General features: G+C 61.6%; 23 protein-coding genes, 4 tRNA genes and 1 pseudogene. 20 read left to right on the top strand and 8 right to left on the bottom strand.

Going from position 1 to position 25504, the window contains the following annotated elements; genetic code table 11:
- Positions 1-215: 215 nt before the first annotated feature.
- Positions 216-1070: a bifunctional methylenetetrahydrofolate dehydrogenase/methenyltetrahydrofolate cyclohydrolase FolD gene (gene folD, locus PPA02S_RS08165; RefSeq protein ID WP_028634546.1), complete on the bottom strand. Its 855-nt coding sequence runs from the start codon at positions 1068-1070 to the stop codon at positions 216-218.
- Positions 1071-1341: 271 nt separating this feature from the next.
- On the opposite strand from folD, the gene PPA02S_RS08160 reads away from it, so the two are divergent.
- From PPA02S_RS08160 to PPA02S_RS08110, 11 genes are all read left to right on the top strand, one after another.
- Positions 1342-1418 (top strand) — tRNA-Arg (locus PPA02S_RS08160).
- Between the two features lie 42 nt (positions 1419-1460).
- Positions 1461-1536, top strand: a tRNA-His gene (locus PPA02S_RS08155).
- A 52-nt stretch (positions 1537-1588) separates the two neighbouring features.
- Positions 1589-1673: transfer RNA gene (locus tag PPA02S_RS08150), tRNA-Leu, on the top strand.
- A 36-nt stretch (positions 1674-1709) separates the two neighbouring features.
- Positions 1710-1785, top strand: a tRNA-His gene (locus tag PPA02S_RS08145).
- Positions 1786-1974: 189 nt separating this feature from the next.
- Entirely contained in the window at positions 1975-2274 is a 300-nt protein-coding gene (locus tag PPA02S_RS08140) for a DUF6388 family protein (protein WP_028634545.1), read from the top strand.
- A 248-nt stretch (positions 2275-2522) separates the two neighbouring features.
- Positions 2523-3836 (top strand): trigger factor, encoded by a 1314-nt coding sequence (gene tig / locus PPA02S_RS08135; RefSeq protein WP_028634544.1) that lies wholly within the window; start codon positions 2523-2525, stop codon positions 3834-3836.
- Between the two features lie 91 nt (positions 3837-3927).
- A complete protein-coding gene (clpP, locus tag PPA02S_RS08130) occupies positions 3928-4569 on the top strand; it encodes an ATP-dependent Clp endopeptidase proteolytic subunit ClpP (RefSeq protein ID WP_023536171.1) in 642 nt (213 codons plus the stop codon).
- Between the two features lie 108 nt (positions 4570-4677).
- Positions 4678-5961, top strand: a complete 1284-nt coding sequence (clpX, locus tag PPA02S_RS08125; protein ID WP_028634543.1) for an ATP-dependent Clp protease ATP-binding subunit ClpX — start codon at positions 4678-4680, stop codon at positions 5959-5961.
- A 159-nt stretch (positions 5962-6120) separates the two neighbouring features.
- Entirely contained in the window at positions 6121-8517 is a 2397-nt protein-coding gene (gene lon / locus PPA02S_RS08120; RefSeq protein ID WP_028634542.1) for an endopeptidase La, read from the top strand.
- 152 nt (positions 8518-8669) lie between these two features.
- Entirely contained in the window at positions 8670-8942 is a 273-nt protein-coding gene (locus PPA02S_RS08115; protein ID WP_028634541.1) for an HU family DNA-binding protein, read from the top strand.
- Positions 8943-9128: 186 nt separating this feature from the next.
- On the top strand, positions 9129-11000 hold the full coding sequence (locus tag PPA02S_RS08110) for a SurA N-terminal domain-containing protein (protein WP_028634540.1): 1872 nt from the start codon (positions 9129-9131) through the stop codon (positions 10998-11000).
- Positions 11001-11060: 60 nt separating this feature from the next.
- Here the strand turns inward: PPA02S_RS08110 and PPA02S_RS08105 are convergent, their stop codons facing one another.
- Positions 11061-12101 (bottom strand): patatin-like phospholipase family protein, encoded by a 1041-nt coding sequence (locus PPA02S_RS08105; RefSeq protein ID WP_028634539.1) that lies wholly within the window; start codon positions 12099-12101, stop codon positions 11061-11063.
- Between the two features lie 174 nt (positions 12102-12275).
- Between PPA02S_RS08105 and PPA02S_RS08100 the strand changes: the two genes are divergently transcribed.
- From PPA02S_RS08100 to PPA02S_RS08090, 3 genes are all read left to right on the top strand, one after another.
- A complete protein-coding gene (locus tag PPA02S_RS08100; RefSeq protein WP_028634538.1) occupies positions 12276-12554 on the top strand; it encodes a hypothetical protein in 279 nt (92 codons plus the stop codon).
- A gap of 14 nt (positions 12555-12568) precedes the next feature.
- Positions 12569-13348: a CHAD domain-containing protein gene (locus PPA02S_RS08095; RefSeq protein ID WP_028634537.1), complete on the top strand. Its 780-nt coding sequence runs from the start codon at positions 12569-12571 to the stop codon at positions 13346-13348.
- 81 nt (positions 13349-13429) lie between these two features.
- Complete coding sequence (locus tag PPA02S_RS08090) at positions 13430-14227, top strand: acyl-CoA thioesterase (RefSeq protein WP_028634536.1); 798 nt, start codon at positions 13430-13432, stop codon at positions 14225-14227.
- Positions 14228-14240: 13 nt separating this feature from the next.
- Here PPA02S_RS08090 and PPA02S_RS08085 read toward each other — a convergent pair.
- From PPA02S_RS08085 to PPA02S_RS08075, 3 genes and pseudogenes are all read right to left on the bottom strand, one after another.
- Positions 14241-14462 (bottom strand): annotated as a pseudogene (locus PPA02S_RS08085) (terminase); the annotation flags it as partial.
- A 75-nt stretch (positions 14463-14537) separates the two neighbouring features.
- Positions 14538-16016 carry a methyl-accepting chemotaxis protein gene (locus PPA02S_RS08080; protein WP_028634535.1) on the bottom strand — a complete coding sequence of 493 codons (1479 nt, stop codon included), beginning with the start codon at positions 16014-16016 and terminating at the stop codon, positions 14538-14540.
- A gap of 88 nt (positions 16017-16104) precedes the next feature.
- On the bottom strand, positions 16105-16920 hold the full coding sequence (locus tag PPA02S_RS08075) for a TatD family hydrolase (protein WP_028634534.1): 816 nt from the start codon (positions 16918-16920) through the stop codon (positions 16105-16107).
- Between the two features lie 156 nt (positions 16921-17076).
- On the opposite strand from PPA02S_RS08075, the gene PPA02S_RS08070 reads away from it, so the two are divergent.
- The 3 genes from PPA02S_RS08070 (at position 17077) to greB (ending at position 19473) form a co-directional block, all read left to right on the top strand.
- Positions 17077-18480: an MltF family protein gene (locus tag PPA02S_RS08070; RefSeq protein WP_028634533.1), complete on the top strand. Its 1404-nt coding sequence runs from the start codon at positions 17077-17079 to the stop codon at positions 18478-18480.
- A 199-nt stretch (positions 18481-18679) separates the two neighbouring features.
- The gene (locus tag PPA02S_RS08065) at positions 18680-18988 is read left to right on the top strand and encodes a hypothetical protein (RefSeq protein WP_028634532.1); all 309 of its coding nucleotides are present in this window, start codon (positions 18680-18682) and stop codon (positions 18986-18988) included.
- An 11-nt stretch (positions 18989-18999) separates the two neighbouring features.
- Entirely contained in the window at positions 19000-19473 is a 474-nt protein-coding gene (gene greB, locus PPA02S_RS08060) for a transcription elongation factor GreB (protein ID WP_028634531.1), read from the top strand.
- 23 nt (positions 19474-19496) lie between these two features.
- Here the strand turns inward: greB and PPA02S_RS08055 are convergent, their stop codons facing one another.
- Positions 19497-22004: an ABC transporter permease gene (locus PPA02S_RS08055; protein WP_028634530.1), complete on the bottom strand. Its 2508-nt coding sequence runs from the start codon at positions 22002-22004 to the stop codon at positions 19497-19499.
- On the bottom strand, positions 22001-22687 hold the full coding sequence (locus PPA02S_RS08050; RefSeq protein WP_028634529.1) for an ABC transporter ATP-binding protein: 687 nt from the start codon (positions 22685-22687) through the stop codon (positions 22001-22003). Before PPA02S_RS08050 ends, PPA02S_RS08055 begins: the two co-directional genes overlap by 4 nt.
- Before the next feature lie 10 nt (positions 22688-22697).
- Between PPA02S_RS08050 and PPA02S_RS08045 the strand changes: the two genes are divergently transcribed.
- From PPA02S_RS08045 to PPA02S_RS08035, 3 genes are all read left to right on the top strand, one after another.
- The gene (locus PPA02S_RS08045; protein WP_028634528.1) at positions 22698-23303 is read left to right on the top strand and encodes an arylesterase; all 606 of its coding nucleotides are present in this window, start codon (positions 22698-22700) and stop codon (positions 23301-23303) included.
- Positions 23304-23361: 58 nt separating this feature from the next.
- Positions 23362-23652 (top strand): hypothetical protein, encoded by a 291-nt coding sequence (locus PPA02S_RS08040; protein WP_028634527.1) that lies wholly within the window; start codon positions 23362-23364, stop codon positions 23650-23652.
- A 112-nt stretch (positions 23653-23764) separates the two neighbouring features.
- Positions 23765-24742 (top strand): L,D-transpeptidase family protein, encoded by a 978-nt coding sequence (locus PPA02S_RS08035; RefSeq protein WP_028634526.1) that lies wholly within the window; start codon positions 23765-23767, stop codon positions 24740-24742.
- A gap of 127 nt (positions 24743-24869) precedes the next feature.
- Here the strand turns inward: PPA02S_RS08035 and oprI are convergent, their stop codons facing one another.
- Positions 24870-25121 (bottom strand): outer membrane lipoprotei OprI, encoded by a 252-nt coding sequence (gene oprI / locus PPA02S_RS08030; protein WP_003259780.1) that lies wholly within the window; start codon positions 25119-25121, stop codon positions 24870-24872.
- Positions 25122-25504: the final 383 nt, after the last annotated feature.

Raw genomic sequence — 25504 nt, 5'->3', positions numbered from 1 at the left:
TACCGGTCTGACCAGTTGTGGTGCACTTCAGTGCCCCGGGCTCTACTACGGTGCGTGCAGTGGTTTTTGCCGAACCGCATGCGGGGGTGACTGCACAGTGCAACGTAGCGGGTTGCAATCTGCTTGCCAGCTCCCCGGCAGCTTGGCTGCTGCTCAAATGCAAGGCAAAAAAAAACGGCACCTGCATGAGGTGCCGTCGTGGGTGGCCAACAGTATCAGCCGTGCAGCTCTTCTGCTGCATACAAGGTGTTTTCCAGCAGGCAGGCCCGGGTCATCGGCCCGACGCCGCCTGGCACCGGGGTGATCCAGCCGGCGCGGGGCAGGGCGGTCTCGTAGACCACATCGCCGACCAGCTTGCCGTCTTCCTGGCGGTTGATGCCCACATCAATCACGATGGCACCTTCCTTGATCCATTCACCCTTGACCAGCCCCGGCTTGCCGGCAGCCACGACCACCAGGTCAGCACGGCCAACGTGGCCAGCCAGGTCCTGGGTGAAGCGGTGGCAGACGGTCACGGTGCAGCCGCCAAGCAACAGCTCCATGGCCATCGGCCGGCCAACGATGTTGGAGGCGCCGACGATCACGGCATTCATGCCGTACAGGTCCTGGCCCGTGCTCTCGAGCAGGGTCATGATGCCCTTGGGTGTGCACGGGCGCAGCAGCGGGATACGCTGGGCCAGGCGACCGATGTTGTAAGGGTGGAAACCGTCCACGTCCTTGTCCGGGCGAATGCGCTCGAGCAGCAGTGAGGCGTCCAGGTGCGCCGGCAGTGGCAACTGCAGCAGAATGCCATCGACGGCTGGGTCATCGTTAAGGCGGTCGATGAGTTCGGTCAGTGCTTGTTGGGTGGTCTGGCTAGGCAGGTCGAACGCCTGGGAGATAAAGCCGACTTCTTCGCAGTCCTTGCGCTTGTGCGAGACATAGACTTGGGAGGCAGGGTCGGTGCCGACCAGGATCACTGCCAGCCCCGGTGTACGCAGGCCCTGCTGGCGCCGCTCCACGACACGTTGAGCGATCTGCTGGCGCAGCTTGGCGGCGATCGCCTTGCCATCGATTAGGTGTGCAGTCATAGACGCGTGATTAACCATCGAGAAGGAAACAATAAAGAGGGCGCATTCTCGCACGACATCGGCCAAGGGCAAAGGCGGGTGGTCGGGCAAATGCCCTAACCCCTTCAATAATTTATATTTTTTTGAAAAAGGTGTTGACGACCTACAGGGTCGCCTATAAGATTCGCCGCACTTGTCGGGCACAGCCTAGCACTGGTTGGCGAAGTCGGGCAGAATGAGCCGTTTGGCAGCAGCCTGCAAAACTTCTCGTTCGGTTAGGCTTCATGCTTAAGCGCCCGTAGCTCAGCTGGATAGAGCATCCGCCTTCTAAGCGGATGGTCGCAGGTTCGAGTCCTGCCGGGTGCGCCACTTAGGCAGCTTTGGCAAGCAAGTAGGCTGTAATGCAATATGGTGGGCGTAGCTCAGTTGGTAGAGCGCTGGATTGTGATTCCAGTTGTCGTGGGTTCGATTCCCATCGTCCACCCCATATTCTTCAAAGGCGCCGCGATAGCATCTGGCGCCTTTGTTTTAAGCGTTACGCGGACGTGGTGAAATTGGTAGACACACTGGATTTAGGTTCCAGCGGCGCAAGCTGTAAGAGTTCGAGTCTCTTCGTCCGCACCATGCTTCTGTAAGGCAGTACCGCAACACCGCAACATGGTGGGCGTAGCTCAGTTGGTAGAGCGCTGGATTGTGATTCCAGTTGTCGTGGGTTCGATTCCCATCGTCCACCCCATCTTTCGAAAGGCGCCTTGGTCATGGACCGGGCGCCTTTTTTGTTGCGCGTCGCGCGCAGCCCATGGCAAGTATTTTCAGGGCATATCACGGCTCGGCCCTTGCAATCCGCTGGTGAGGGCCCAATAAAAGCTGTTAGATTTCAGCCAGTTGAAATCCCGGCCCGTTGAGTCGGCGGAGGAGCAGCCCAATGATTGCAAAAGAAGCCCGTCAGGCCCTTGCGCTGCAGCGCTTTGCCCAGGCCCATCCACAGCTGCTGGAAGAGGTCCGTCAGCTTGATGCGCATGAGCAGGCGCAGCAAATCGAGTGGGCGTTCGAAGATGCCGCTCATGAGCAAGGCCTTCAGCCTTGGGAGTTGGCGCTGCAGTTGATTGCCGAAAGCCCCGAGCAACTGCAGGCGATGCGCCTGGAAACCCATCGGGAGGTGGCAGAGGCGCTGGGCATGGGCTGGGAGGAATACTGCCATTTCAACGAAATCGACCCTGCATAAAGGTAGCGATGTCGTTGAAGGTAGTTGTTGAACAAGATATTTCGGCCGCAGACCGTCATGGGCGTCCTGCGGCCCCTATTGAGACAGGTTCGGCGGCTTGCCGCCTGAGCCTTTAAAGCCAATCGACCGGCGTCGTCCAGGGGGCATCCCGGGTGGGGTGACTTCTGCTGCGTGACTCACTAGAATGCTTGCCCTTGATTCTGGAGTCGGGCAAACGCCGGCTAACGTCTGTGCAACGAGGAATATCCATGCAAGTTTCTGTTGAAAACACTTCCGCTCTCGAGCGCCGCATGACCATCGCCGTTCCGGCCGAGCGCGTCGAGAACGAAGTCAACAAGCGTCTGCAGCAGACTGCCAAGCGCGCCAAGGTTGCCGGTTTCCGTCCAGGCAAGGTGCCGATGAGCGTGATCCGCCAGCGTTTCGAAGCCGATGCCCGTCAAGAGGCGTTCGGTGACCTGGTCCAGGCTTCCTTCTATGAAGCGATCGTCGAGCAGAAGCTGAACCCGGCTGGCGCCCCTGCCGTCGAGCCCAAGTCCTTCGAAAAAGGCAAGGACCTGGAATTTGTCGCTATCTTCGAAGTGTTCCCCGAGTTCACCGTGGCTGGCCTCGAAACCATCAAGGTCGAGCGCCTGAGCGCCGAAGTGGCTGATTCCGACCTGGACAGCATGCTGGAAGTGCTGCGCAAGCAGAACACCCGTTTCGAGGCTGTCGAGCGTGCCGCCCAGAACGACGACCAGGTCAACATCGACTTCGTTGGCAAGGTAGACGGTGAGGCCTTCGCAGGTGGTTCGGCCAAAGGCACCCCGCTGGTTCTGGGTTCGGGCCGCATGATCCCTGGCTTCGAAGAAGGCCTGGTAGGCGCCAAGGCGGGCGAAGAGCGCGTTGTGAACGTGACCTTCCCTGAGGACTATCAGAACCTGGACCTGGCTGGCAAAGCCGCCGAGTTCACCATCACCGTCAACAGCGTTGCGGCACCTGTGCTGCCAGAACTGAACGAAGAGTTCTTCGCCCAGTTCGGCATCAAGGAATCGACCCTGGAAGGCTTCCGCACCGAAGTTCGCAAGAACATGGAGCGTGAACTGCGCCAGGCGATCAAGACCAAGGTCAAGAACCAGGTCATGGACGGTCTGTTGGCCGCCAACCCGATCGAAGTGCCAAAGGCGCTGCTGGAAAACGAAGTCAACCGTCTGCGCGTGCAGGCTGTTCAGCAGTTCGGTGGCAACATCAAGCCTGACCAACTGCCGGCCGAGTTGTTCGACGAGCAGGCCAAGCGCCGCGTCGTGCTGGGCCTGATCGTGGCCGAAGTGGTCAAGCAGAACGAGCTGAAGCCAGACGAAGCCAAGGTTCGCGAGATGATCGAAGAAATGGCCTCGGCGTATCAGGAGCCTGAGCAGGTCATCGCCTGGTACTACAAGAACGACGAGCAGATGAACGAGGTTCGTTCGGTTGTGCTGGAAGAACAAGTTGTAGATACTGTTCTGCAGAAAGCGACTGTGACCGACAAGTCGGTCTCGTACGAAGAAGCCGTTAAACCTGCCGAGGCACCCGCCGAAGCCGAGTAACGGGCCCTTCTCGTAGGAAACCCCCACAAGCCAGCCTTCGCGCTGGCTTGTGCGTATTCAAGCCATGACTATTTGGGAGTGAGCGCAGGACATGTCCCGCAATTCTTTTATTCAGCAGAGCTCTGACATCCAGGCTGCAGGCGGCCTGGTCCCGATGGTTATCGAGCAGTCCGCCCGTGGCGAGCGTGCTTACGACATTTACTCGCGCCTGTTGAAGGAGCGTGTGATTTTCCTGGTTGGCCCGGTAGAAGACTACATGGCGAACCTGGTCGTTGCGCAAATGCTCTTCCTTGAGGCGGAAAACCCGGACAAGGATATCCATCTGTACATCAACTCCCCGGGCGGTTCGGTGACCGCAGGTATGTCGATCTACGACACCATGCAGTTCATCAAGCCGGACGTTTCCACCATCTGCATTGGCCAAGCCTGCAGCATGGGTGCGTTCCTGCTGGCTGCCGGTGCCAAGGGCAAGCGTCACTGCCTGCCTAACTCGCGCGTGATGATTCACCAGCCACTGGGCGGCTTCCAGGGCCAGGCTACCGATATCGAGATCCATGCCCAGGAAATCCTCAATATCAAGGCCCGCCTGAACGAGCTGCTGGCGTACCACACAGGCCAGGACCTGGAAACCATCAAGCGTGACACCGAGCGCGACAACTTCATGAGCGCCTCGCGCGCGGCCGAGTACGGCCTGATCGACTCGGTATACGACAAGCGGCAACTGGCTTCCTGACCCTGGCAGCCAGAGCAGGTGGGCGCACATGGCGCCTGCCTGCGGACTTGAAAAAGCCCGCAATTGCCTTCATCTTGTGTTGCAAGCCTACCGGATTGGATCGATCGAATGACTGACACCCGTAACGGCGAGGACAGCGGCAAATTGCTTTATTGCTCCTTCTGCGGCAAAAGCCAGCACGAAGTACGCAAACTGATTGCCGGGCCCTCGGTATTTATCTGCGACGAGTGCGTCGACCTGTGCAACGACATCATCCGTGAGGAGGTGCAGGAAGCCCAGGCCGAGAGCAGCGCGCACAAATTGCCTTCGCCGAAAGAAATCAGCGGCATCCTGGACCAGTATGTCATTGGTCAGGAGCGCGCAAAAAAGGTGCTTGCCGTAGCGGTGTACAACCACTACAAACGCCTGAATCAGCGTGACAAAAAGGGCGACGAAGTCGAACTGGGCAAGAGCAACATTCTGCTCATCGGGCCTACCGGCTCGGGTAAGACATTGCTTGCAGAAACCCTCGCTCGCCTGTTGAACGTACCGTTCACCATTGCAGACGCCACCACCCTGACCGAAGCTGGTTATGTGGGTGAGGACGTCGAAAACATCATCCAGAAGCTGCTGCAGAAGTGTGACTACGACGTGGAGAAGGCCCAGATGGGCATTGTCTACATCGACGAAATCGACAAGATCTCGCGCAAATCTGATAACCCGTCGATTACCCGTGATGTTTCGGGTGAGGGCGTGCAGCAGGCGCTGCTCAAGCTCATCGAGGGGACCGTTGCCTCGGTACCGCCTCAGGGCGGCCGCAAGCATCCGCAGCAGGAATTTCTGCAGGTTGATACCCGCAATATCCTGTTCATTTGCGGTGGCGCCTTCTCCGGCCTGGAAAAGGTCATACAAAACCGCTCTACCAAGGGTGGTATGGGCTTTGGCGCTGAAGTGCGCAGCAAGGAAGAAGGCAAGAAGGTTGGCGAGTCGCTGCGTGAAGTCGAGCCGGATGATCTGGTCAAGTTTGGCCTGATTCCTGAATTTGTCGGCCGTCTGCCCGTATTGGCGACGCTTGACGAACTGGACGAAGCTGCACTGATCCAGATTCTGACCGAGCCGAAGAACGCCTTGACCAAGCAGTATGCCAAGCTGTTCGAAATGGAAAGCGTCGACCTTGAGTTCCGCTCTGATGCGCTCAAGGCCGTGGCACGCAAGGCCCTTGAGCGCAAAACGGGTGCTCGTGGTCTGCGCTCCATTCTCGAGGGCGTTCTGCTCGACACCATGTACGAGATCCCTTCCTCGAAGGATGTCAGCAAGGTGGTCATTGATGAGAGCGTCATCGAAGGCACTTCGCAGCCGCTGATGATCTACGAAAACAGCGAGCCGCAAGCCAAGGCCGCACCCGACGCCTGATACGGGCATGGTCGGTTGAAGTACCTGCATAAGGGGCCCACGGGCCCCTTTTTGCTTTTCCTGCGCTAGCGCTTGTAATTTCGCAGGCATGCCCCCACATTAGGTCCAAGCATAATTTCCAACGTTTTCCGGCCATAGGGCCGCTGTAGAGGCGAAATCATGAAGACCACCCTCGACTTGCCTCTTTTGCCATTGCGCGATGTCGTTGTTTACCCGCACATGGTCATCCCGCTGTTCGTGGGGCGTGAAAAGTCCATCGAAGCCCTAGAGGCGGCGATGACGGGCGAAAAGCAGATTCTACTGCTGGCCCAGAAAAACCCGGCCGATGACGATCCGGGCGAGGACGCGCTGTACCGCGTCGGCACCGTAGCCACTGTACTTCAACTGCTCAAGCTGCCGGATGGCACCGTCAAGGTGCTGGTCGAGGGTGAGCAGCGCGGTGCGGTCGAGCGTTTCAGCGAAGTCGATGGCCATGTGCGTGCCGAAGTGTCGTTGATCGATGAAACCGACGCTGCGGAGCGTGAGTCGGAAGTGTTCGTGCGCACGCTGCTTTCGCAATTCGAGCAGTACGTGCAGCTGGGCAAGAAAGTCCCCGCCGAAGTCCTGTCATCGCTTAACAGCATCGATGAGCCTGGCCGCCTGGTTGATACCATGGCTGCGCATATGGCGCTGAAAATCGAGCAGAAGCAGGAGATTCTGGAGATTGTCGACCTGTCGGCGCGTGTCGAACACGTACTGGCGCTGCTGGACGCCGAAATCGACCTGCTGCAGGTCGAGAAGCGCATCCGTGGTCGGGTCAAGAAGCAGATGGAGCGCAGCCAGCGCGAGTACTACCTGAATGAGCAGATGAAAGCCATTCAGAAAGAGCTCGGTGATGGCGACGAGGGCCACAACGAGGTCGAAGAGCTTAAAAAGCGCATCGAAGCCGCGGGCCTGCCGAAAGATGCCATGACCAAGGCTCAGGCCGAGCTGAACAAGCTCAAGCAGATGTCACCGATGTCGGCCGAGGCCACGGTGGTGCGCTCGTACCTCGACTGGCTGGTGCAGGTGCCGTGGAAGGCCCAGAGCAAGGTACGCCTGGACTTGAACAAGGCCGAGGAAATCCTCGATGCCGACCACTATGGCCTTGAAGAGGTCAAAGAACGCATTCTTGAGTACCTTGCCGTACAGAAACGCGTCAAGAAAATCCGTGGCCCTGTACTGTGCCTGGTTGGCCCACCCGGCGTCGGCAAGACCTCGCTGGCTGAATCCATCGCTACGGCCACCAACCGCAAGTTCGTGCGCATGGCCCTTGGCGGTGTGCGTGACGAGGCAGAAATCCGCGGTCACCGCCGCACCTACATCGGCTCCATGCCGGGCCGTCTGATCCAGAAGATGACCAAGGTGGGCGTGCGCAACCCGCTGTTCCTGCTCGATGAAATCGACAAGATGGGCAGCGACATGCGTGGCGACCCGGCCTCGGCGCTGCTCGAGGTGCTTGACCCCGAGCAGAACCACAATTTCAACGACCATTACCTGGAGGTCGACTACGACCTTTCGGACGTAATGTTCCTGTGCACCTCCAACTCGATGAACATTCCGCCAGCGTTGCTGGACCGTATGGAGATCATCCGCCTGCCGGGTTACACCGAGGACGAAAAGATCAACATCGCGGTCAAATACCTGGTACCCAAGCAGGTCAAGGCCAACGGGTTGAAGAAGGACGAGCTGGAGGTCGACGTATCGGCGATCCGTGACATCATCCGTTACTACACCCGCGAGGCTGGCGTGCGTGGCCTGGAGCGGCAGATTGCCAAGGTCTGCCGCAAGGTGGTCAAGGAACATGCTGGCCAGAAGCAGGTGAAGGTCAAGGTGGCTGGCGAACAGCTTGAGCACCTGCTGGGTGTACGCAAGTTCCGCTACGGGCTGGCGGAGCAGAAGGACCAGATCGGCCAGGTCACAGGCCTTGCCTGGACGCAGGTTGGCGGTGAACTGCTCACCATCGAAGCCGTGGTCATTCCTGGCAAGGGCCAGTTGATCAAGACCGGTTCGCTGGGTGACGTCATGGTCGAGTCGATCACGGCCGCGCAGACGGTTGTGCGTAGCCGGGCGCGTAGCCTGGGGATCGCTGCTGATTTCCATGAAAAGCATGACGTTCACATCCATATGCCCGAGGGTGCTACACCCAAGGATGGCCCGAGTGCTGGCATTGGCATGTGCACGGCGCTGGTATCGGCACTGACCCAGATACCCGTACGCGCCGACGTCGCCATGACCGGCGAAATTACACTGCGCGGGCAGGTGCTGGCGATCGGCGGCTTGAAGGAAAAACTGCTGGCGGCTCACCGTGGCGGCATCAAGACGGTGATCATCCCGGAGGAGAATGTGCGCGATTTGAAGGAGATTCCTGAAAACATCAAACAGGATCTTCAGATCAAACCGGTCAAATGGATTGACGAAGTCCTGCAAATTGCGCTGCAATACGCCCCGGAGCCCTTGCCAGATGTGGCTTCCGAGATTGTCGCCAAGGACGAAAAGCGCGACAGCGATGCTAAGGAAAGAATCAGCACGCACTAGCAGTTTTAGGCTGGGGGGCTTTCCTTGACAGTATTTTCGGGGCCTTGCTATAAAGCGGCACGCTATTGTCATCAGGCCACCCAGCGTACGTTTCAAACGTTTTTGATTACATACTTAGAAACATACTCATTAGAGAGATAAGGGGACTTAGAGTGAACAAGTCGGAACTGATTGACGCTATCGCCGCATCCGCTGACATCCCGAAAGCTGTTGCTGGTCGCGCCTTGGACGCAGTCATCGAGTCTGTGACCGGTGCCCTGAAAGCAGGCGACGATGTGGTACTGGTGGGCTTCGGTACTTTCACTGTAAAAGACCGCGCTGAGCGCACTGGCCGTAACCCGCAAACCGGCAAGGCGATCAAGATTGCCGCTGCCAAGGTGCCGGGCTTCAAGGCTGGCAAGGGTCTGAAAGACGCCGTTAACTAACAAGTCGTCTCTTTCAGCCGAACCGGGCACTGCCAGGTTCGAGCACGCCGAAGGCGAGGCGCAAACGTTCTCGCCTGACACGTTTGCTAAGAAAAGGCGCATCCTCGGATGCGCCTTTCTTTTATCAGGACTCTACCCACGCTCCGCGGTTGTCGACGCAGTGGTACAGCCGTCTCTGGGGGACGCATGCTGCAAAATATCAGGGACAATTCACAAGGTTGGATTGCCAAGACCATCATCGGCCTCATCGTCGTTCTGATGGCATTGACCGGTTTCGAAGCTATCTTCCAAGCCGCCACCCATAGCCAGGACGCCGCCAAGGTCAACGGCGAAACCATCAGCCAGAACGAACTGAGCCAGGCAGCCGACATGCAGCGCCGCCAGCTGGTGCAACAGCTGGGCAAGGACTTCGACCCTGCGCTGCTGGATGACAAGCTGCTGCGCGAAGAAGCACTCAAGGGCCTGATCGCCCGCAAGCTGCTGCTCGAAGGCGCCAAGGATGCCAAGTTCGCCTTCTCCGATGCTGCCCTCGACCAGGTAATCTTGCAGACGCCGGAATTTCAGGTCGATGGCAAGTTCAGTGCCGACCGCTTCGACCAGGTCATCCGCCAGATGGGCTATGGCCGCATGCAGTTCCGCGACATGCTCGGCGAAGAAATGCTCATCGGGCAACTGCGTACCGGCCTGGCCGGCAGCAGCTTCGTGACCGACCAGCAGGTAGATGCATTCGCCCGCTTGGAAAAGCAGACCCGCGATTTTGCCTCCCTCACCTTCAAGGTCGACCCGGCCTCGGTGAAGGTCAGCGATGAAGAGGTCAAGCAGCACTATGACCAGCACGCCAAGGAATTCATGTCACCCGACCAGGTGGTGATTGATTATGTCGAGCTGAAGAAGTCGGCATTCTTCGACCAGGCCAAGGTTACTGACGAGCAACTCAAGGCGCAGTACGAGAAGGAAATCGCCAACCTTGCCGAACAGCGTCGTGCCGCCCACATTCTGATCGAGGTCAACGACAAGGTCACCGACGCCCAGGCCAAGGCCCGCGCTGAAGAGATCGAGAAGCGCCTGGCCAAAGGTGAGGACTTCGCCGCGCTGGCCAAGGAGTATTCCCAGGACTCAGGCTCGGCCAGCAACGGCGGCGACCTCGGTTTCGCGGGCCCTGGGGTCTACGACCCGGCATTCGAGCAGGCGCTGTACAAGCTGCACGATGGCCAGGTCTCTACTCCGGTGCGTACCGAGTACGGCTACCACCTGATCAAGCTGCTGGGTGTGGAGGCGCCTGAGGTGCCGAGCTTCGCCAGCCTGAAAGACAAGCTGACCCGTGACCTGAAGACGCCAATGGTAGAGCAGCGTTACGTGGATGCCAGCAAGCAGTTGCAGGACGCGGCCTACGAGGCTTCCGACCTTGGGCAACCTGCTCAGGACTTGAACCTTAAGGTACATACCTCCGCGCCGTTCGGTCGTGAAGGCGGCGAGGGCATCACCGCCAACCGTTCCGTGGTGCAGGCTGCATTCTCCGAAGAAGTGCTGGAGGAGGGTGCCAACAGCACCGCCATCGAGCTGGACCCGGAAACCACCGTCGTGCTGCGCGTCAAGGAGCACCGCAAGCCTGAGCAATTGCCGCTGGAGGCAGTCGCCAAGAGTATCCGCGACCACCTGGCCAAGGAGAAGGCAACTGCCGAACTCAAAGCCAAGGCGGACAAGCTGATCGCCGGCCTGCGTGACGGTTCCATCGCTGCTGGCAGCGTGCACGAAGGCCAGGGCTGGAAGGCCTATGAGGCGGTGACCCGTGGCGAGGACGGGATTGACCCGGCTGAACTGCAGGCGCTCTTCCGTCTGGGCAAGCCTCAGGCCAAGGACAAACCAGTCTATGGCAGCGTGGTGCTGCGTGACGGAAGCCTGGTGGTGCTGCAACTCAAGGGGGTGAACGAAGGCACCGCAGCGACTGACGAAGAGAAGCAGCAGATCCGCCGCTACCTTGCCTCCCGCGCCGGCCAGCAGGACTTCGCTGCGTACCGCAAGCAGCTGGAAGCCAACGCCGACATCACCCGCTACTGAGATGATCACCTGGGGCTGCACAGCAGCCCCAGTATTCAATCCCCATCTCCCAGCCTTGCGCTAGCGCTTGGCCCCCTCGTAATTGTCCAGCGTGTCTCGCGCAATCTCCCGCCCCAGCGCAATCAGCTCTGGCGCTTTGTAGAACTCGAAGAACCGACAAACACGTTTGGGCACGTTGATCAGGACGTCTGGCGGATAACCGGCGATCTTGTACTGTGCCAGCGAGGTTTGCATCACCTCGAAGCTCTGGTTGATGAGGTCCAGCAGGGAAGCAGGGCCCACGTTATCGATGATGAACGAACCTGTTGCCGACTTCGGCGCCCCCTCGTGCTCGGGCGCGGCGGTGGGTTGCTGGGCCTGCGGGTTAGCTGCATCGGCCAGCCAGGGGTTTGGCGGCACCAAGCCTTCGGTACCCATGCCCTGAGCGATGCGCACTAGCTGCTCGGCTGGTTTACGGCGGAACGGCAAGTGTGAACCCAATGAATTCAACAGCGCGTCGAAACGCATCTTGAAAGCAGCCGGCCGCTCGATCACCGGCAGTTGGTAGTGCTTCTGGTTGGTGGCATTGAGGTTGACTGCAATAATCAGGTCGCAATGGCTGGATACCACAGGCACGATCGGCAACGGGTTGAGGATGCCCCCATCGACCAGCATGCGGTTGCCCTGCATCACTGGGGTGAACAGGCTGGGGATGGCGGCCGAGGCGCGCATGGCCTGATGCAGGCAACCCTCCTGGAACCAGATTTCCTGCTGGTTGGTGAGGTCTGCGGCGACTGCCGTGTAGGGGATTTGCAACTGCTCGATGTTGATTTCGCCAACGATCTTGCGAATTTGGCCGAATACCTTGTCGCCTCGGATCGCGCCAAGGCGGAAGCTGACATCCACCAGGCGCAGCACATCCAGGTAGTCCAGGCTTTCGATCCAGTGGCGGTACTCGCCCAGCTTGCCTGCAGCATAGATGCCGCCCACCACCGCCCCCATGGAGCAGCCGGCAACACAGGCGATTTCATAGCCGCGGCGTTCGATTTCCTCGATCACGCCGATGTGCGCATACCCCCGGGCGCCGCCCGATCCCAGTACCAGTGCCACGCGTTTGCTCATGTACAGTCCCCAGCCCGTGTAACCATGAGCCTACAATGCACTGAACCCACCCCGGGCTTCAATGCGCATTGTGCGGGGCTACCCGCGTGGTGCAGCAAGCCGGGGCCAGGGGGGCACTTTTCAGATGCCCGAGCGTCCAAACGCCACTGTTTTCTTATCTTCGAGGTCTTAACAATGAAAGCCTGGATCTGCCTTCCCCTGATTGCCCTGGCCCTTGCCGGCTGCGCAGGCAAAACCGCGTACCGCGACAGCTGTGCCACCCAACTGGATACGGCCTGGAAAGAGCTGGACCTGGCCAAGGCTGAAGGCTTCGCAGGCGCAGTGAGTTACTCCAAGGCGCTGTCACTGCTCACCGGTGCCAAGACCCAGCAACAGTTCGAAGGGTATGAGAGCTGCACCCGCAAAGCCGAAAAGGCCCGTTTCTACATTCGTGAGTCGCGTGCCGGTCGCTGACCAAGGAGCGCCACATGTCTGACATGCTCGATCATCTGGTCGCACAGGTAATCACCGTACAGGTACGGCTGTTGGCCTGCCGCGAGCGACTTGCTGCTGACACCGACAGCGAGGCCCTGCACGACCTGCGGACTACTTTGCGCCGCTTGCGTAGCCTGCTGCGGCCGCTGCGTGGGCTGCCCGGTGTCGAGCAGCTCGAAGAGGCTGCAAAGTCGCTGGGCACGCTGACGACACCGCTGCGCGACAATGAGGTGCTGGCTGCAGAGCTGGTGGCGCGAGGGCATGCGCAGCCTGGGCAAAAACGCCTGGAAGGCCGCGCCAGCGGCTATGCCAGCGTCGCCGCCAGCCCGCAGCTGACACGCGTGCTGGCCATTGTCGATGCGTTCCCGTTGTTCCTGCGGGCAGCCGGGCGCGAAGGCCTCACCAGGTCCCTGAGCAAACGCATCGACAAGGGCCTGATCAAGCAGTGGCGAAAACTCGAAGCTGCCCTGAAGGACCCTGCGCACGACCGCCACCGCCTGCGCCTGCTGATCAAGCGCGCACGTTACGGCGATGAGGCGTACCCGCAGCTCAACCACGCCGGCAAGCGCCTGCAGCAGGTGCTCAAGCGCGCACAAGGCGACCTTGGAGACTGGCATGACCGCCTGCAGTGGCTGCTTCAGGTGCGTGAATATCCAGACTTGCTGGTTTGCCAAGGTGAGTGGGAGCAGGAGCTGCATCAGGCTGAACGCAGGTCTGACAAGACGCTGGAGGCCCTGCGCAAGGCGTTGGTGCGTCGCAAGCCTGGACATTGACCGATATGAAGGCTGTGGTGTGAGCAGTTGGTGGCTAGGATGGGCAGACATGTCGATTGCGACCTGCTCAGGAATTGCCCGATGAATTTCACTCAGATGCTCGAGGCCGCCAGGGCCAACCCCGACAAGATCACCGTGCCGGTCAGCTGGGGCCAGGGGCGGGCGGTGTTTGGGGGGCTGATGGCAGCGATGGTGTTCGAGGCCATGCGCCAGCGGGTGGAGGGTGATCGCCCCGTGCGCTCGCTGGCTATCAGCTTTGTTGCGCCGGCGGCGCCCGAGGTACCGCTTCGGCTCGAAATCGAGTTATTGCGCGAGGGGAAGGGGGTCAGCACCTTGTTGGGTCGGGCCGTGCAGGACGGCCAGGTGGTCACCTTGGTCCAGGGTAACTTCGGTGCCTCACGCGCTTCGGTGGTGCAGGTGCCTGCCTTGCCGCCCGAACCCATGAAAGCCCTGGCTGATTCAGCGGAGGAACTGCCCTTCATGCCAGGGATTACACCCGCGTTCATGCGGCACGTGGCATTGCGCTGGGGCGTGGGCGACTTGCCGTTCACAGGCAGCAGCGCACGCAAGATGGGTGGCTGGGTGCGCCTGCGCGACATCGCGGCGCAGCCGCTCAGTGAAGCTCACCTGCTGGCATTGGTGGATGCCTGGCCGCCCAGCCTGCTTCCGTTCTTGAAGCATCCTGCTGCGGGCAGCACGTTGACCTGGACCATTGAGTTCGTCCAGCCGATCGCGCAGGCGTCTGCGACTGACTGGTACCGCTACTGCGTGGAAACCGAACATGCGCGTGACGGTTATGGCCATGCGGCGGCCGCGTTGTGGGCCGCCGATGGGGCTTTACTGGCATTGAGCCGGCAGACTGTCACCGTATTCGCCTGATCTAGCCCGGATGCCGATGGCTGTGTCGCTGCAGGCTTGCGCCTGCAACCAGGGCAATGGCGCCGACGGCAGTTTGCGTCAGGTCGATGCCAAACAGGCCTGACAGCACCAGTAACCCACCCAGTATGCACAAAGGCACGGCAATGAAGTGTGGCGCAGGGTTGCCCGAGTGGCGGTGATTGTGGGCGTGGCGTCGCCATTGCCAAGCGGGCAGGTGGGGCAAGTATTTGTTCATGGGCAGTTCCTCTCGGTCATGCCCAAAGCTTAGTGCGGCCCCATGCAGAGGGCCAATCGAGGCTGGCTATGGCGACTATAGCTTTAGCTGGCCTATGGCCTTGTTCAGCGCACCGGCCAGGGTAGCCAGCTCGGTGCTCGTGTTGGCCGAGCCCACGGTCTGTTGCACCGTCTGCTCGGTGACATCGCGGATACTCACCACGGCGCGGTTCATCTCTTCTGCAACCTGGCTTTGCTGCTCGGCCGCCACGGCAATCTGGGTATTGCTCTCACGCATCTGCGCCACAGCCCCGGTGATTTCCGCCAGTGCGGCCCCGGCTTCCTGAGCCTGCCTGACGCAGTCGTCGGCCTTGTAGGAGCTTTCTTGCATGAAGTCCACAGCGTCGCGGGTGCCTGACTGCAAGGCGGACACCATGGTGGTGATCTCGTCGGTGGAGGTCTGCACGCGCTTTGCCAGGTTGCGCACTTCATCTGCCACCACTGCAAACCCACGGCCCAGGTCACCTGCACGCGCCGCCTCGATGGCGGCATTGAGTGCCAGCAGGTTGGTCTGCTCTGCGATGCTGTGAATCACGCTGACCACGCCATTGATCTTCTGGCTGTCTTCCGCCAGCTGGCGAATCATCTCGGCGGTCTGCTGCACGCCGCTGGACAACCCCGAAATGGACGTCTGGACGCGGCTCACCACTTCCTTGCCACTGCCTGCCAGGGTGTCGGCCGTCTGCGACAGGTCACGGGTGGCCCCTGCGTGCTGGGCGATGTGGTGCACCGTGGCCGACATTTCATTGATGGCCGTGGCCGCCTGGTCAGTCTCACTCTGCTGGCCCAGCATGCCGTGACGCACGTCGCTCATGCTGGCAGCCAGGCGTACGGCGCCGGAGTCCAGTTGCGCTGCCGTGTGGGCGACGGTACTGACCACCCGGTGATAGGTTGTCTGCATGGCGTTGAACGCACCGGCCATCTGGCCAACTTCGTCACCGCAGGCCAGCGGTACCCGGGCGGCCAGGTCGCCGGTCTTTTCCACGTGCAGCATCACATCCTTCAGGGTGTTCAGCTGGCTGAGCAAGAAGCGGATCAGCAACTGCGAGGCACCTAGCATGGCCAGCATCAGGATCAATACGCACACCGCGTAGTTGGTGAACCGCTCCACGAACACCTGACGCAGGCTGGGCGCCTGTGCGATCACGGCGACCTGGCGGTCGCCCAGGCTCAGTACCTGCGCGCCCTCGATGGGGTCCTCACCCAGCAGGTGATCGCCAGGCAGGCTCACCCAGCCTTGAGCGTTACGCAGATCGTCGAGGGGCTCGCCGGCAAAGGTCGGCGTTTGCCCGGTCGACCAGCTGACGATGGCGGCAGCGCGAGGCAGTGCCTGGCCTGCCGGCCAGGCCGCAAGCACTTCAGCCTGCGCCACGGCCTGGCGCTGCGCTGCCTCGGCGCGCGCACGCTGCTCCAGGTGCACGGCATACAGCACCAGCAGTAGGGTCGTGACAAAGGCCACCGCGTTGACGGCCCAGAACTTGTATTTCAGTGAAACATTGCTAAGCCAGGCACCCATGGGTAGGTCTTCTCTGAGTTGAGCGGAAACAACATTGGCAAGGTGCCATCATTGTGCCGCTGGCTGCCATCGACGGTGTTGATATGTATCAAGAAACAACGGGCACTGAAGGCAGGCTGAAGAAGGTGCGTGCAGTGTCCGTGGTGTGCGCAGCGGTTGTCTCGATACGTTCGGAGCGGTGCAGCGCAACCTCCCTCAGCACCTCGCCCAGGTAGGCCGGTTCGTTGCGACCGCTTTTTGGCTTGGGCCGCAGGCTGCGGGGTAACAGGTAGGGCGCATCGGTTTCGAGCATCAGCCGGCCTGCAGGCATATTGCCCACCAGCGCATGCAGGTGAGTGCCGCGCCGTTCGTCGCAAATCCAACCCGTAATGCCTATATGCAGATCCAGGTCCAGGTACGCATACAGCGCCTCACGTTCACCGGTGAAGCAGTGCACCACCGCGCCTACCAGGTGGTCGCGGTACTCCTTGAGAATCGCGACCAGGCGCTCGCTGGCATCGCGTTCGTGCAGAAAAACCGGCATCTGCGTTTCCACCGCCAGCGCCAGTTGCGCATGCAGGGCGGCTTCCTGCTGTGGGCGAGGGGAAAAATCGCGGTTGAAGTCCAGCCCGCATTCACCCACTGCTCGCACCCGAGGTTCTTTAAGCAACTGGCGTAAACGCTGCTCGCTCAAGCTGTCCCAGCCTTGGGCGTCATGGGGGTGTACGCCTGCCGTGGCGAACAGGTGCGCGCCCGTTTCGTCAAGCTGATGGCACAGCTCCAGCGCTTGTTCGCTGACAGGCAGGCTGGTGCCGGTCAGTACCAATTGCGTCACATTCGCCTGCAGGGCGCGTTGGAAAACCTCGGCCTCTCGGCCCTGGAAACTGCTGTTGGTCAGGTTGACGCCGATATCGATCAGTTGCATGGTGCTACCTCGTGCCGCGGGGCGGCCAGCATAGCAAAAGCTTGCGTTTTACTGAAAATCCAAGAACTTCATGTGCTTGTAGAGGTCTTTTGCCGTCAAACCTCATGTGGCGATGGCCTGGTTGACCGGCCCCCACACCCCACGGATACGCTGCCCATGCCGCGATACTGGCTTGTTTTCCTGCTAACGCTCTGCCTGCCCATGGCTGCGCATGCACAGGCGCGGGCGCCAGGCCCGCAGCACATTCCTGCGGCCAAGGCCCGCGACCTGCAGCAGATACGCAGCAGCAAGGTGTTGCGCGTGCTGGTCAACCAGAGCCGCAACAGTTCGGGTGAAGTGAAGGGCGAACCGGTGGGCATCGAATATTACCGGCTACGGGCCCTGGAGCATTTTCTCAACGCGCGTGTCGAGGACGGCCAGCGGTTGCAGCTCAAGCTGATCCCACGGGCCAAGGAGCAGTTACTGGGCGCCCTGGCGCGGGGCGAGGGTGACCTGGCAGCACCGGGCGAACTGTTCGACCCTGGGGTAGTGCGTGGCGTCACGGCCACTGCGCCCATACGCGACCACGTAGCGCTGACGCTGGTCGGGCGCAAGGGTGAGCGCGGCTTCACCCAGGTGGAGCAGTTGTCTGGGCGTACCATCGCCCTGACCAGTGCCAGTGCCGCCGGCCCGCTCATCCAGCAGGTCAACCAGCGGCTGGCCTTGCGCAAGCGCCCGCCCATCAAGGTGGAATGGGTGGATTCAACGCTGGCGGTGGAGGATGTACTGGAAATGGTGCAGGCCGGCATCTATCACCTCACGGTGGTCGAGCAGCCGATTGCCCAGCGTTGGTCCAGGGTGATGCCACGCCTGCGCCTTAACCCGGGTGTACACCTTGGGCCGCCGCAGGCCATGCGCTGGTATGTGGGGCGCGATACGCCCGAGCTGCAGGCCGCGGTCGACCGGTTTCTTCAGGGCTACCGTGCACCGGGCAACCAGGACGCTGCTTTCGAGCGTATCTACCGCCGCCAGTACCGTGTGCATGACCCCCTGGCAAGCAAGGCCCGCCAGCGCCTGGCCTCCGTGCGCTCGGTCTTGCAGAAGCATGGTGATGCGCAGCAGATCGACTGGCTGAACCTGGCGGCGCTGGCGTTCAAGGAGTCGACCCTGAACCCGACGGCGCGCGGCGCGGGTGGGGCGCATGGGTTGATGCAGATCACCCCCTCGGCGGCTCAACGGGTAGGTGTGAGCAATACGTCAACGGTTGATGGCAATGTGCAAGCGAGTGCCCGCTACCTGGCGCTGATCCGCCGCAAGTTCTTCTCCAGCCCGCGCATCAACGAGCGTGAGCGCATGGCCTTCGTTCTGGCGGCCTACAACCTGGGCCCGGAGCGGGTGCAGGCCATGCGCGCCGAAGCCCGCAAACGCGGCCTCAACGGTAACCAGTGGTTTTTCCAGACCGAACGGATTGCCATGGAGCAGGTGGGCATGGGGCCGGTCAACTTCGTCAACAGCGTGAACAAGTACTACGTGGCATTCAACCGCCAGCGTGGGGTGCTCGAGCGCGTGGTGAAGCGCTGAGCGGCCAGGCTGGCGGAGGCTGTAGCCGAGCCGCTTGCAAGTTGTGGCACATCGCTCTAGCATACCGCTTGCGCCGATTTAAACAGCTACTTGCGGGGCGCAAAAACGCCCCAGGGGTGTTTTCAAATACCGCTAAAGCGCTGGTTCGGTGATGCCTCCCACCGCTGCCCAGCGGGATTTGCGAGGCAGAGAAAGCGCCATGAGTTGCCCACGTACCAGTGTCTGTTTAAGCCCTTTGCCTGCCAGCCAGGCGTCCCGTACACCGCGCATCCTGCTCGGTGGTCAGCATCAGCCCACCCTGTTGCGCCATCTCGAAGGCCTGTCTCGCCGCCGAGGCCAGGCCCGCGCCTTTCTGATCCAGTTTGCCGAAACCGGGCAGCACCTTGCCCAGTACGCCAATGATCGCTTTGACCTGGCGGTCATCCAGGCGCCCGCGCCGGAAGACGCTGCCGAAATCATCGGCAACCTGGTGCGCATTGCCCGCCAAGGCCTGATCACAGGCCGCTGAGGAGCGCTCAGTTGAGTACCAACATCATCACTGTTCAGGGCCATGAGGCGCTTAAGAAAGAGCTGGATCATCTCTGGCGGGTCTATCGCCCGGAAATCACCCAGAAAGTGACCTGGGCGGCATCGCTGGGTGATCGCAGCGAAAATGCCGATTACCAGTACAACAAGAAGCTTCTGCGCGAAATCGACCGGCGGGTGCGCTACCTGCGCAAACGCCTGGAGGACGTGAAAGTGGTGAGCTATGCGCCCGAGCAGGAAGGCCGGGTGTTCTTCGGCGCCTGGGTGGAAATCGAGAATGACGACGGCGTATCACTGCGCTTTCGCATCGTCGGTTACGACGAAATCCATGGGCGCAATGATTACATCTCGATCGATTCACCCATGGCGCGTGCCTTGCTGAAAAAACAGCAGGGCGATGAGGTGGTGGTGCACACCCCTACCGGCGAGGCAAGCTGGTACATCAACACCATCAGTTACACCCAGTAGGCGCAAAGCCTTCCTCTGTCGCCTTAGCCATCGCGCAGCACGGCCAGTGGGCTTGCATTCAGCGCCCTACGGGTGCCCAGCACGCCGGCGCCGCCCACCAGCAGTGCGCCAGCCACCGGCATCACTAACAGCCAGGGGTGCGGCCCCCAGGGCAGGTCGAAGGCGTAGCGGTACAGTACCCAGGTGATCAGCTCGCAACCCGCGGCTGCCAACAACCCGCTGACTGCGCCCAGCAGGCCAAACTCGATACGGCGCGCTTTTACCAATAATGGTCGCGCCGCCCCCAGCGCCCGCAGCAGTGCCCCTTGGCGGATACGCTCATCCAGCGTGGCTTGCAGGCCTGCGAACAGCACGGCCAGCCCCGCACCCAGCACAAACAACAGGACGTACTCCACAGCCAGCGTCACCTGCGCGAGGATGCTGCGCAGTTGATCCAGCAGGGCGTCAACCTGCAACAGCGTCACCGCAGGGAATGCACGCGACAGCGCGACGACGTCCAGGTCATGCCCCGCCGCCAGGTAGAAGCTGGTCAGGTAGGTGGTAGGCAGGCCCTGCAAGGTGCCGGGCTGGAAGATCATGTAGAAGTTGGGCTGAAAGCTGTCCCAGTGCACGCTGCGCAAGTTGATCACCCGGGCCTGACGTTGCTGCCCGCCGATATCGAACGCCAGCAGGTCACCCAACTTCAACCCCAGGCTGACAGCGAGTTCCGCCTCTACCGACACGCCGGGCACTTCGTCGCCTGCCGGCAGGCCTTGCCACCAGTGGCCCGCAGTCAGGGCGTTACCCGTGGGCAGGTCCTGAGCCCAGGTCAGGCTCAGGTCACGTTGCACGGCGCGCTCGCCCGCCGAGTCCTTGCTGACGATCTGCTGCACCGGCTCGCCGTTCACTTGCACCAGCCGGCCCGGGGTGACCGGGTATAGCGGGGCTGCGGCTGCATTGATCTGTTTCAGGTGCGCCGCGAAGGGTTCGCGATCGTCTGGCAGAATGTTGAGTGCAAAGTAATTCGGGGCATCCTTGGGCAGTTGCGCCTGCCAGGTGTCCAGCAGTTCTGCGCGCAGCAGGGCGACAAGGCCCATCGCCAGGAGAATCAGGCCAAATGCCAGGGCTTGCCCCGCCGCCGCCATGGGGTGGCGCAGCAGCTGGCCGAGCCCCAGGCGCCAGGCCAGTGGCGCGTTCGCCAGCAAGCGCCTCAGGCTGCGCAGGCTCAGCAACAGCAGGCCGCCGAGTGCCAGCGCTGTCACCAGGCCGCCGGCGAGTAATGCGAAGGTCAGCAGCAGGTCCAGGCTCAGGCGCCACATGATCAGGCCGAGCGCGAGCAGGGCCGCGCCGTACACGAACCAGCTGCCCGGCGGCACGGGCAGCAGGTCGCGGCGCAGCACCCGCAGCGGCGGCACCCGGCCAAGGGCTGCGATGGGCGGGAGGGCAAAACCTGCCAGCGCCACCAATCCGGTGGCGACCCCCGCAAGGGCAGGGGCGGCGTCCCCCGCTGGCACGGTGCTGGGCAGCAGGCCTTGCAGCAGCCGGAACAGGCCCAACTGGGCAAGCCAGCCAAGCCCGGCACCGGCGGCTGCCGCCGCGATGCCCAGCATGGCCAACTGCAGGCTGTAGAGGGTCAGCGCCTGGGGGCGCGAAAGCCCCAGGCAGCGCAGCAGCGCGCTGGCATCGAGCCGCCGGGAGGCATAGCGGCTGGCCGACATGGCGACGGCAACGCCCGCCAGCAGCACCGCCACCAGGCTCGCCATGTTCAGGTAGCGCTCGGCTTTACCCAGCGCGCCGCCAATCTGCTGGTTGCCATCACGGGTATCGCGCAGGCGCTGACTGGCTGCCAGGTGCGGCTCTACAGCCTGGCGATACTGCGCCAGCGCGTCGGTAGTGCCGCTCCACAGTTCGCGATAGGTAACCCGGCTGCCTGGCTGGACCACGCCTGTGGCGGGCAAGTCCGCCAGGTTCATCAGTACCCGCGGCGTTAGGCTATAGAAGTTGTTGGCGCGGTCTGGCTCATACGTCAGCACCCGGCTCAGGCGCAGGGTTTTCATGCCCACGTCGATACTGTCACCTACCTTCAGCCCCAGTGCCGCCAGCAGCCGGGGCTCCACCCACGCCTCGCCGGGGGCGGGGAGGCCGCCGGGGGTTTCTTCGGCATAGGGCTGGGCGGCGCTGCGCAGTTGCCCGCGCAGTGGGTAAGCGTTGTCGGCGGCCTTGACGCTGGACAGCTCGATGCCGCTGTCGCCGCCCACCACGCTGGTGAACTCCACCACTTGAGCGTGGCGCAAACCCTGGGCGGTCCCCGCGGTGATCTGCGGTTCGGCAGCCGGCGCGCTCCCTTGCAGCACCAGGTCGGCCCCCAGGAACTCGCTGGCACGCAATTGCATGGCGCCGTTCAGGCGGGCGCCGAAATAGCCGATGGCAGTGCTTGCCGCCACCGCCACCAGCAACGAGAAGAACAACACGCGCACTTCGCTGGCGCGCAAGTCTCGTAGCAGCTGGCGCGCAGCCAGCCCCAGCAGCCGTGCCAGGGGCATCCGTGTCATCCTGCCTCCAATGGCGCGACCAGGTGGCCGGCATCCAGGCGGATCTGACGGCGGCAGCGGCGCGCCAGGCGTTCGTCATGGGTGACCAGCACCAGGGTGGTGCCCCGTTCCTGGTTCAGTTCGAACAACAGGTCACTGATGCGCTCACCGGTGTGGCTGTCGAGGTTGCCGGTGGGTTCGTCGGCGAACAACACGGCGGGTTGTGCGGCGAATGCGCGTGCGATGGCCACCCGCTGCTGCTCGCCACCGGACAACTGCCTGGGTGTGTGGCTCAACCGCTGGCCCAGGCCAACGCGTTCCAGCAGGGTGCGGGCATGTTCCCTGGCATCGCGGCGGCCATCCAGCTCCAGGGGCAGCATGACATTTTCCAGGGCGTTGAGGCTGTCGAGCAGTTGAAACGACTGGAATACGAAACCCACGTGTTCGGCGCGCACCCTGGCGCGCTGGTCTTCATCCAGCGGCCCGAGGTCGTGGCCTGCCAGCAGCACGCGACCGGCGCTGGGTTGGTCAAGGCCTGCCAGCAGGCCGAGGAGGGTGGATTTGCCGGAGCCGGAGGCGCCGACGATTGCCAGCGAATCGCCGGCGGCAAGATCCAGTGACAACGCGTGCAGAATCACCAGTTCGCCTTCCGCGCTGGGGACCACTTTGCTAAGGTTCTGCGCAACGAGAATGCTGGGGCCCATGGAGAATCCAATGCGAAGAAGGTGGTTGAGTGCCGTGCTGGTCCTGTGTTGCCTGGCCCAGAACGCCACGGCGGGGACACTGCTGATCGTTGGCGATAGTATCAGCGCCGGTTTCGGGCTGGATACCCGCCAGGGTTGGGTCTCCCTGTTGCAGACCCGCCTGCAGCAGGAAGGTTTCGACGACAAGGTGGTCAATGCCTCCATCAGCGGTGACACCAGCGCGGGGGGCCAGGCGCGGCTGCCGGCGCTGCTTGCGGCGCACAAGCCTGGGGTGGTAGTGCTGGAACTGGGGGGCAATGACGGCCTTCGTGGGCAGCCGCCCGGGCAATTGCAACAAAATCTTGCTTCGATGATCGAGCAGTCGCACAAGGCCGGCGCCAAGGTGCTGTTGCTGGGCATGCGACTGCCGCCAAATTATGGCGTGCGTTACACCGAGGCATTTGCACAGGTCTACCAGCAATTGGCAGCGGACAAACACGTCGCGTTGGTGCCGTTCTTCCTCGACGGGGTAGGGGGTGTGCCGGAATTGATGCAGGCCGATGGTATCCACCCTGCGCAAGGTGCTCAGCAACGCCTGCTGGAAAATGCCTGGCCGGCGCTAAAACCGTTGCTATGACGCTTTAAACGGGGCCGGCTTTCGGCTAATGTTGCGCCCCCCGTTTCGAGTGCCCCCGATGCCGCGCCCCGCCTGGTCCCTGTATGCCTATCAACTGATCGAGCCCGACGAGCAGCTTGACCTGTTCGCCTGCCAGGAGGTGCGTGTCCACCTGGTCGCCCGCCAGCTCGAGTTGGGCGTGCCGGTCGACAGGACATTGTGCGGGGGGTTGCTGCCGGCTCACCCTCGCTGGTCCGGGGTGCCGCAGTCGATCTACCGCGATGGCCGCCTGTGTGACCTGTGCCGTGCCATACTCGATGCACAACGGCGTGGCATGCGGCCCATCTGGCCCGAACTGCAGGCCAGTTGAAGCCGGGCCCTTTCATCATCTGCAAAGGCTTGCAACGCGCCAATGCCTCCCGCTGGCCCGGGGGCGGGTGTACAATCGAACCTCTTGACTCACCTTTCGAAGGATTTACCGGATGTTGCCGCGCTTTCCTGCCGTCACCCGTAGCCTGTCCCTGGCCGCCCTGCTGGTAGCGGGCCCCGCCGCCGCGCTGGAGCTGCCGCTGCCACCGCCCGGTGATGACCTGGTCGGTCAGGTGCACGTCATCAAGGCAAAGTATGAGGACACCTTCGCCGACATCGGCACCGCCAACGACCTGGGCTACCTTGAAATGATCGCGGCCAACCCCGGTGTCGATCCCTGGCTGCCTGGCGCCGGTACGGAAATCATCCTGCCCACGCGCTACATCCTGCCGCCGGGCCCGCGTGAAGGCATCGTCATCAACCTGGCGGAGTACCGGTTGTACTACTACCCCAAGGGGCAGAATGTGGTGCACACCTTCCCGCTGGGTATCGGTCGCGAGGGGTGGGGGTCGCCGGTCGCCAACACCAAGATCACTGCCAAAACGCCGAACCCCACCTGGACCCCGCCTGCTTCCATTCGTGCCGAGCATGCTGCGGACGGTGACATCCTGCCGGCCGTCGTCCCTGCAGGGCCCGACAACCCGTTGGGGCCCTTCAAGTTCACGCTGGGTGTGCCTGGCTACCTGATCCACGGCTCCAACAAAAAGTTCGGTATCGGCATGCGCACCAGTCACGGTTGCTTCCGCATGCTCAACAACAATGTGCTGGAGCTCTCGGGTATGGTGCCGGTGGGCACGCCAGTACGCATCATCAACGAGCCCTACAAGTTCGGGGTCAGTCAGGGCAAGGTATACCTGGAGGCCCACACGCCGCTGGATGACCAAGGCAACCCGTCGGTCGTGGACAAGCATACGGCTGTTATCAACGCCCTGCTCAAGCGCGAAGACCTGGCCAACAACGTGCGCATGAACTGGGACATGGTGCGTGACGTGGTGGCTGCCGAGGATGGCATGCCGGTCGAAATTGCCGTGCCGGCCAATGGCCCTGGCGATGCGCCGATGGTATCCACTATTCCGGCTGAGCTGCAGTAGCCTCGCCTACTGTGTGACAGGGCCTGCCATTGCGCAGGCCTTTTTGTATGAGCTCGACCGCTTTATTGCGGGCAATAAAAAAGCCGACCCACAGGTGGATCGGCTCGATAACAATCCGTGAGGATTATTACTTGCGGCTGGCTTTGTCCAGCATACGCAGTGCGCGCTCGTTGGCTTCGTCAGCGGTCTGCTGAGCCTTCTGAGCGGCTGCCAGTGCGTCGTCAGCCTTACGGTAGGCTTCATCGGCACGAGCTTGAGCACGAGCTGCTGCGTCTTCAGTCGCAGTCAGACGAGCTTCGGTTTCTTTGGAGACGCTGCTGCAACCGGTAGCCAGAACTGCGGCCAGAGCCAGAGCAGAGAATTTCAGAACGTTGTTCATCGTGTTCCCCTTCAAGGACTTTCTATTAAATAGCCATCTCTCAGAAAAGAGAAACTGGCCGGCGTACATAGTACCCATTACTTGTAGTAAGTAAACTGACAGAGCGCAAGAACTGCAAAAAAAAACAGCCCGCTGCTGCACGCTAGAAAGAGGCGCAAGGTAGGCGTGAAACAAAAAGGTGCAGTAATCGCAAGCGGTTGTAGTACCTGTACTTTTTTGTGGAACCAATAGTGACTTGCACTGTCATGGGACGTCTCAGTCCTACAACATCCGACAGCAATTGCTTGCAGCCACCCACAGTTGCGACAGCAGAGTTTGCCCTTTCATGGGTGCGCACCTTGAGCAACCCCTAGTAGGGCGCCTACTATCTTATGAGTGCTACA

The organism is Pseudomonas parafulva NBRC 16636 = DSM 17004, assembly GCF_000730645.1.
GTDB lineage: Bacteria > Pseudomonadota > Gammaproteobacteria > Pseudomonadales > Pseudomonadaceae > Aquipseudomonas > Aquipseudomonas parafulva.
This window is presented reverse-complemented; position numbering and strand designations above follow the sequence as displayed.

Coding starts and splice junctions, on each gene's coding strand:
- folD (WP_028634546.1), bottom strand. CDS start 1,070: ATGACTGCACACCTAATCGATGGCAAGGCGATCGCCGCCAAGCTGCGC.
- PPA02S_RS08140 (WP_028634545.1), top strand. CDS start 1,975: ATGATTGCAAAAGAAGCCCGTCAGGCCCTTGCGCTGCAGCGCTTTGCC.
- tig (WP_028634544.1), top strand. CDS start 2,523: ATGCAAGTTTCTGTTGAAAACACTTCCGCTCTCGAGCGCCGCATGACC.
- clpP (WP_023536171.1), top strand. CDS start 3,928: ATGTCCCGCAATTCTTTTATTCAGCAGAGCTCTGACATCCAGGCTGCA.
- clpX (WP_028634543.1), top strand. CDS start 4,678: ATGACTGACACCCGTAACGGCGAGGACAGCGGCAAATTGCTTTATTGC.
- lon (WP_028634542.1), top strand. CDS start 6,121: ATGAAGACCACCCTCGACTTGCCTCTTTTGCCATTGCGCGATGTCGTT.
- PPA02S_RS08110 (WP_028634540.1), top strand. CDS start 9,129: ATGCTGCAAAATATCAGGGACAATTCACAAGGTTGGATTGCCAAGACC.
- PPA02S_RS08105 (WP_028634539.1), bottom strand. CDS start 12,101: ATGAGCAAACGCGTGGCACTGGTACTGGGATCGGGCGGCGCCCGGGGG.
- PPA02S_RS08100 (WP_028634538.1), top strand. CDS start 12,276: ATGAAAGCCTGGATCTGCCTTCCCCTGATTGCCCTGGCCCTTGCCGGC.
- PPA02S_RS08095 (WP_028634537.1), top strand. CDS start 12,569: ATGTCTGACATGCTCGATCATCTGGTCGCACAGGTAATCACCGTACAG.
- PPA02S_RS08090 (WP_028634536.1), top strand. CDS start 13,430: ATGAATTTCACTCAGATGCTCGAGGCCGCCAGGGCCAACCCCGACAAG.
- PPA02S_RS08080 (WP_028634535.1), bottom strand. CDS start 16,016: ATGGGTGCCTGGCTTAGCAATGTTTCACTGAAATACAAGTTCTGGGCC.
- PPA02S_RS08075 (WP_028634534.1), bottom strand. CDS start 16,920: ATGCAACTGATCGATATCGGCGTCAACCTGACCAACAGCAGTTTCCAG.
- PPA02S_RS08070 (WP_028634533.1), top strand. CDS start 17,077: ATGCCGCGATACTGGCTTGTTTTCCTGCTAACGCTCTGCCTGCCCATG.
- PPA02S_RS08065 (WP_028634532.1), top strand. CDS start 18,680: ATGAGTTGCCCACGTACCAGTGTCTGTTTAAGCCCTTTGCCTGCCAGC.
- PPA02S_RS08055 (WP_028634530.1), bottom strand. CDS start 22,004: ATGACACGGATGCCCCTGGCACGGCTGCTGGGGCTGGCTGCGCGCCAG.
- PPA02S_RS08050 (WP_028634529.1), bottom strand. CDS start 22,687: ATGGGCCCCAGCATTCTCGTTGCGCAGAACCTTAGCAAAGTGGTCCCC.
- PPA02S_RS08045 (WP_028634528.1), top strand. CDS start 22,698: ATGCGAAGAAGGTGGTTGAGTGCCGTGCTGGTCCTGTGTTGCCTGGCC.
- PPA02S_RS08040 (WP_028634527.1), top strand. CDS start 23,362: ATGCCGCGCCCCGCCTGGTCCCTGTATGCCTATCAACTGATCGAGCCC.
- PPA02S_RS08035 (WP_028634526.1), top strand. CDS start 23,765: ATGTTGCCGCGCTTTCCTGCCGTCACCCGTAGCCTGTCCCTGGCCGCC.
- oprI (WP_003259780.1), bottom strand. CDS start 25,121: ATGAACAACGTTCTGAAATTCTCTGCTCTGGCTCTGGCCGCAGTTCTG.